Genomic DNA, 6004 nt, shown 5'->3' on the forward strand with positions numbered 1-6004 from the left:
CCCCGTCACCGCCGCCGGGGGTGGTGACGGTGCCGTCGGGGGCGGCGGCGGTGACGGGGGAGCCGAGGCGGACGATGCCGTCGGGGAGGCGGGCGGTGAGGACGTCGATGAGGTCGGCGCGCAGGAGGGCGACGGTGGGGTCGCCGTAGCGGGCTTCGGCGGCCTCGGCGGAGGTGCGGCTGAGCCAGGTGCCGTCGGGGCGGCGGATGCCGCCGTCGCCGCGCATGGCGGACAGGGCGCGGACGGGGTCGCCGGCGCCGATGGTGTCCAGGGCGTGCAGGGCGTTGGGGCCGAGGGCCAGGCCGGATCCGGCGGGTTCCAGGGAGGCGGCGCGTTCGTGGAGGTCCACGGTCCAGCCGCGGCGGTGCAGGGCCGCGGCGGCGGTGAGGCCGCCGATCCCTCCGCCGATGACGATGGTGTGCGGCATGGTGCCGTCCTTTCGCAGACTACGGACGTAGTGCCCATACTACGCCTGTAGTCGGGACGGGTAGGATGCGGGGGTGACCTCACCGCGTGCCCGGCTCGTCGCCGACACCGCCATCGCCCTGCTCGCCGAACGCGGCATGCGGGGGCTGACCCACCGCGCCGTCGACGAGGCCGCCGGGCTGCCGCCCGGCTCGGCGTCCAACATCGCCCGCACCCGCGCCGCGCTGCTGGAGCTGACCCTGGCGCGCCTCACCGAGGTGGAGCGCGACCGGTTCACCGGCGCGGCCGCCGCTCCGGCGGGTGCGTCGAGGGAGGCGCTGGCCGGCGGGCTGGCGGACGTCCTGCACCTGCAGCTGACCGCCGGCCGCGCCCACACCCTGGCCCGCTACGAGCTGGCGCTGGAGGCGACGCGGCGGCCGGAGCTGCGCGTCATCTACGACGCCGCGGGGCGCGGGTTCCGGGACGCGGCCCGCGCGCTGCTGGCCGCCGCCGGGTCCCCAGACCCCGACGCGCACGGGCAGGGCCTCGTCGCGTTCGCCGAGGGCCTGATGTTCGACGCGATCGCCGGGGCCGGCGCCGAGCCGTCCCCCGGGCGGCTGCGCGCCCTGGTCGCGGCGTACCTGGCGGGCGTCCTGCCCGGGGAGCCGCGGCGGTAAAACCCGTTGCGGCGCGGGGCGGGGCCGGGGGACCCTGAGCTGATCCCGTCCCCGCCGTCACCCTGGGGACGGGATCCCGGGCGGCCGCGCGGCTAGGCGGCGGCGCGGAGCCGGGCGTGGAGCGCGTCCAGGTCCGGGACGAACCACACGTGGCCGGCCGCGTTGGACTCGCGCACCAGGGCCGCGAGCGCGGGGCTGGCCGCCACGTGCCGGGACACGTCGCCGACGACCGCCAGCCGCACCCGGTAGTTGACGAACTTCTGCATGATGTCCCCGGCGAACCGGGTGCCGAGGGTGAAGAACCGCTCGTCCAGCCGGGACGCCGGGACCGCCACGACCTCGGCGCCGTGGTAGGTCGCGCCGATGAGGTCGAGGGCGTCGCGCTCGGTCGCGACCGGCGGGCCGTCCGGGTCGCACACCAGCACCGTGGTCCCCGCCCGCTCCTGTATGACGTCAGCCATCGTTCCCCTCCTCGTCCAGCAGCGCGTTCCCGCCGCCGATCACCTCGTCCAGCAGGCGCAGCACGTCCGCGGTCTCGGCGGCCCCGCCCAGGATCACGATCTTCAGCCGGCGCCGCCGCTCGTCGTGGACGACCTGCAGCCGCAGCGCCCGCCCCGGTTCGCCGGTGTTGGCCCCGGCCTGCACGAGCGTGGCCAGCCGCGCCGCCGCGTCCGCGCCGACGCCGTCGACCTGCACGATGCTCGACACCTCCACCGCCGCCGCGCCGGGCCGGGGATCCGGTGCGGGCCGGCCGGTCAGCGCGGCCAGGTCGGCGCGCGTGATCCGGTACTGCTTGCCGATCCGGACGGCCTTCAGCCGCCCGTCCCGGATGTAGCCGCGCACGGTCCGCACGTGCAGCCCGAGAAGGTCGGCGACCTCCTCGACCGAGTACATTTCCTTCTCCATCACTCCCCAACATACCCGCTTTGGGGACTGATAGGGAACTTTAGGGAAGGATCGGGAGGGGCGGTGGTCAGGGTCGGGCGGCGGCGATGCAGTCCAGGACGCGGTCCAGGCCGTAGCGGAACTGCTCCTCGGCGCTCATGTGGGGGAGCCGGGCGTCCATGACGATCCGCTCGAACATCGGGTACCGGCCGGTGCCGAGCAGTTCGCGGACGTAGGGGGCGCTCTCGGTCATCCAGCGCTGCGGGGTCATGCCGCTCTGCCGCATCTCCCGGGCCCACTCGATCTCGCCGCGCACGACGCGCTCGACGTAGCCGTTCAGCATGTCCAGCAGGATGAAGATCTCGTCGATGGGGAACCCGACGTCCAGGGCGCCGAACGCGAACTCCAGCAGCCGCATCCGGTTGGGCCCGAACGTGGCGCGCGGCCGCTGCAGGCCGGCCAGCCAGGGGTGGCGCAGCCACATCCGCCGGGTGTTCTCGGCGATCAGCGTCAGGTCGGCGCGCCAGTCCCCGGTCGGCCGCTCGGGGACGTCGGCCTCCAGCAGGACGTGGTCGATCATCAGCTCGATCAGGTCGTCGCGGGAGGGGACGTAGCGGTACAGCGACATCGCGCCGGTGCCGAGGTCGGCGGCGATGCGGCGCATGGAGGCGGCGTCCAGGCCGTCGGCGTCGGCGATGCGGATCGCGGCCCCGGTGATCTGGGCGCGGCTGTAGGCGGGGCGCGACCCGCGGCCCTGCCCCTCGGGGATCGACCAGATGCTGCCCCGCCGCCCGTCGCCCACCGGACCTCCTCGTCGTCGCCGTTGTGTCGTCGCCGTTGTGCGCATCCTAGTTGCGTACAACGTACCCAGTTACCTACGGTGGTGTCCGACGCAGTTGCGTACACCGTACCCAGAGGAGGCGTCGTGCCCGACGAACCGATCGTGGCGGCCGAGGCGCTGCGCAAGCGCTACGGCACCACCCAGGCCCTGGACGGCCTCGACCTCGCCGTCCCCGCCGGCACCGTCTGCGGGGTCCTCGGCCCCAACGGCGCCGGCAAGACCACCGCCGTGCGGATCCTGGCGACGCTCGCCGACGCCGACTCCGGCCGCGCCCGCGTCGCCGGCCACGACGTCGCCCGCAGCCCCGACCGGGTCCGCGCCCGCATCGGGCTGGCCGGCCAGTACGCCGCCGTCGACGAGAAGCTCACCGGCCGCGGCAACCTGCGCATGTTCGGCCGCCTCTACCACCTGCCCCGGCGCGAGGCCCGCCGCCGCGCCGACGAGCTGCTGGAGCGGTTCGGGCTGGCCGAGGCCGCCGACCGGCAGGTCGCCGGCTACTCCGGCGGGATGCGGCGCCGCCTCGACCTGATCACCAGCCTGATCCTGCGCCCCCAGGTGCTGTTCCTGGACGAGCCCACCACCGGCCTGGACCCGCGCAGCCGCGGCGAGATCTGGGACGCGATCCGCGGGCTGGTCGCCGAGGGCACCACCGTCCTGCTCACCACCCAGTACCTGGACGAGGCCGACCGGCTCGCCGACGACATCGCCGTCATCGACCACGGCCGCGTCATCGCCACCGGCACCCCCGACGCGCTGAAGGCCTCCATCGGCGACCGCCTCGACGTCGTCCTGGACGACCCCGCCGCCGCCGGCACCGCCGCCGACGTCCTGCGCACCCTCACCGGCGCCTACCCCGCCCTGGACGGCGGCCGCCTCTCGGTCCCGCTGCCCGCCGGGACCGTCCGGCTCGCCGACGTCGTCCGCGAACTCGACCGCGCCGGCGTCACCGCCGCCGACGCCGGGCTGCGGCGCCCCACCCTCGACGAGGTGTTCCTGCGCCTCACCGGCGGCACCGGCACCGCCGCCGACGCCGCCAGGGAGAAGGAGACCGTCCGATGACCGCCCTCACCGCGCCCGCGCCCGCCTCCGCCGCCGGCAGGCTGCGCTGGACCCTCGCCGACGGCCTCACCCTCATCGGCCGCGAACTGTCGCGCATCCGCCAGGAACCCGGCGAGCTCGTCGCCGCGCTGATCTTCCCCGCCGTCATGGTCGTGCTGTTCGGGTACGTGTTCGGCAGCGCGATCTCCGTCCCCGGCGGCGGCGACTACCGCGAATACCTGATGCCCGGCCTGTTCGCCATGGTCACCTTCACCGCCGCCATGACCGTCACCATGCGGGTCGCCACCGACGCCTCCCGCGGCGTCATGGACCGGTTCCGCTCCATGCCGATGGCCCGCGCCGCCGTCCCGTTCGGGCAGACCGGCGCCGAGATCCTCAACGGCCTGCTCGGCATGGCCATCATGGCCGCAGCCGGCCTCATCGTCGGGTGGCGCGCCCACAACGGGATCTGGCCCACCGTCGAGGCGTTCGCGCTGCTGGCCCTCATGCGGTACGCGCTGGCCTGGGCCGGCTGCTACCTCGGCCTGGTGGTGAAGAACGAGCAGACCGCCGACCAGCTCATCCCGCTGGTGTTCCCGGTCACCATGCTGTCCAACTCCTTCGTCCCCACCGGCGGCATGCCCACGGTCCTGCAGGTCATCGCCGACTGGAACCCCGTCAGCGCCCTCACCGCCGCCTGCCGCGACCTGTTCGGCAACCCCGGCGGCCCCACCGCCGGCGCCGCCTGGCCCGTCGCCCACCCCGTCGCCGCCACCCTCGGCTGGGCGCTGCTGCTGCTCGCGGTGTTCGTCCCGCTGTCGGTGCGGACCTACCAGCGCCGCGGCAGGTGACCCGCGCGGCCCGCGGCCGGGACGACCGCGGGCCGCGAAGGGTCAGCGGTCGCGCCCCCGCTCCCGGTACATCCGCCGCTGCGCCTTCTTGATCGCCTTCCACTCGCCGTCGCGCTCGGCGCGCACCCGCGCGTCGGTGCGCGACGCCGCCCACGCGTTCTCCCGCAGCAGCCTGCGGTAGCCGTCGAGGCGGCGGCGCGGCAGCGTCCCGTCCTCGACCGCGGCCAGCACCGCGCAGCCCGGCTCGGTGACGTGCGCGCAGTCCCCGAACCGGCACCCGGCCGCCAGCTCCTCGATGTCGGCGAACGTCCGCTCCAGCCCCCGCGACGCCTCGAACAGCCCGACGCCGCGCAGCCCCGGCGTGTCGATCAGCACGCCGCCGCCCGGCAGCGGCAGCAGCTCCCGCCGCACCGTGGTGTGCCGGCCCTTGCCGTCGCTGTCCCGGACCGCGCCGGTCGCCAGGACCTCCGCGCCCAGCAGCGCGTTGCCGAGCGTGGACTTGCCCGCGCCCGACGGCCCGACCAGCACCACCGTCCCCGACAGGACGGCCCGGACCGCGTCGACACCGTCGCCGGTCGCGGCGCTGCACGCCACCACGTCCACGCCCGGCGCCGCCGCGGCGGCCTCCGCCTCGGCCTCGGCGGTGCCGGGCACCCGGTCGGCCTTGGTCAGCACGACCACCGGCCGCGCCCCGCTCTCCCAGGCCAGCGCCACCAGCCGCTCGATCCGCCCCGGGGACGGGCGCGCGGCCAGCGCCGCCACCACCGCGACCGTGTCGACGTTGGCGGCCAGCACCTGGCCGCGCGAATCACGGGACGCCGACGACCGCACGATCGCGGTCCGGCGCGGCAGCAGCGCCGCCACCGCCGGGCGTCCGTCCGGGCCGTCCGGCCGCAGCGCCGCCCAGTCGCCCGTGCACGGCACGCCCAGCGGATCAGACGACGCGGTGGACGCCCGGGCCGGGCTGCCCTCGGTGACCACGTCGCACAGGCCGCGGTCGACCGCGGCCACGCGCGCGGGCACCAGCCCCGCCGCGCGATGAGAGGTGAACTCGTTCTCCAGGGCCTCGTCCCGGCCGTAGGCGGCCAGAGGGGACGAGCCCGCGAATGCGAAAGACAATGCAGTGAAACCCTTGCGTGAAAGGGCCCCGGCATGAAGACGCCGCCCGCGCGCTCGCGCGGAGCACCGGAATCAGCTCAGCCGGCGGCCCAGAGGATGAGGACGGGCCGAGTGCTGCACGCAGCAGCCACCGAAACGACGGCCATACATCCCCACCTCCTCACGCTTACGCCGCGACTCTTATACAA

8 protein-coding genes are annotated in these 6004 nt (G+C 75.5%); 3 read left to right on the plus strand and 5 right to left on the minus strand.

The window, feature by feature from the left end:
* Window positions 1-427: NAD(P)/FAD-dependent oxidoreductase (locus tag HUX53_RS16120; RefSeq protein ID WP_176404021.1), on the minus strand; the 427-nt coding region annotated here is incomplete at its 3' end.
* A gap of 73 nt (window positions 428-500) precedes the next feature.
* Between HUX53_RS16120 and HUX53_RS16125 the strand changes: the two genes are divergently transcribed.
* A complete protein-coding gene (locus HUX53_RS16125) occupies window positions 501-1082 on the plus strand; it encodes a TetR family transcriptional regulator C-terminal domain-containing protein (RefSeq protein WP_309237258.1) in 582 nt (193 codons plus the stop codon).
* Window positions 1083-1174: 92 nt separating this feature from the next.
* Here HUX53_RS16125 and HUX53_RS16130 read toward each other — a convergent pair whose 3' ends face one another.
* The 3 genes from HUX53_RS16130 to HUX53_RS16140 all read right to left on the minus strand — a co-directional run bounded on the left by HUX53_RS16130 (window position 1175) and on the right by HUX53_RS16140 (window position 2769).
* Complete coding sequence (locus tag HUX53_RS16130) at window positions 1175-1543, minus strand: DUF4180 domain-containing protein (protein ID WP_176404022.1); 369 nt, start codon at window positions 1541-1543, stop codon at window positions 1175-1177.
* A complete protein-coding gene (locus tag HUX53_RS16135) occupies window positions 1536-1988 on the minus strand; it encodes a helix-turn-helix domain-containing protein (RefSeq protein WP_217919493.1) in 453 nt (150 codons plus the stop codon). Before HUX53_RS16135 ends, HUX53_RS16130 begins: the two co-directional genes overlap by 8 nt.
* Before the next feature lie 67 nt (window positions 1989-2055).
* Complete coding sequence (locus tag HUX53_RS16140) at window positions 2056-2769, minus strand: TetR/AcrR family transcriptional regulator (protein ID WP_309237259.1); 714 nt, start codon at window positions 2767-2769, stop codon at window positions 2056-2058.
* 123 nt (window positions 2770-2892) lie between these two features.
* Between HUX53_RS16140 and HUX53_RS16145 the strand changes: the two genes are divergently transcribed.
* Together HUX53_RS16145 and HUX53_RS16150 are read left to right on the plus strand one after the other, a co-directional pair.
* Entirely contained in the window at window positions 2893-3867 is a 975-nt protein-coding gene (locus HUX53_RS16145; RefSeq protein ID WP_176404024.1) for an ATP-binding cassette domain-containing protein, read from the plus strand.
* A complete protein-coding gene (locus tag HUX53_RS16150; protein ID WP_176404025.1) occupies window positions 3864-4697 on the plus strand; it encodes an ABC transporter permease in 834 nt (277 codons plus the stop codon). The genes HUX53_RS16145 and HUX53_RS16150 overlap by 4 nt, the downstream gene beginning before the upstream one ends.
* A 42-nt stretch (window positions 4698-4739) precedes the next feature.
* Here the strand turns inward: HUX53_RS16150 and rsgA are convergent, their stop codons facing one another.
* A complete protein-coding gene (gene rsgA, locus HUX53_RS16155; protein ID WP_176404026.1) occupies window positions 4740-5816 on the minus strand; it encodes a ribosome small subunit-dependent GTPase A in 1077 nt (358 codons plus the stop codon).
* Window positions 5817-6004: the final 188 nt, after the last annotated feature.

The organism is Actinomadura sp. BRA 177 (assembly GCF_013372625.1).
Classification (GTDB): domain Bacteria; phylum Actinomycetota; class Actinomycetes; order Streptosporangiales; family Streptosporangiaceae; genus Spirillospora.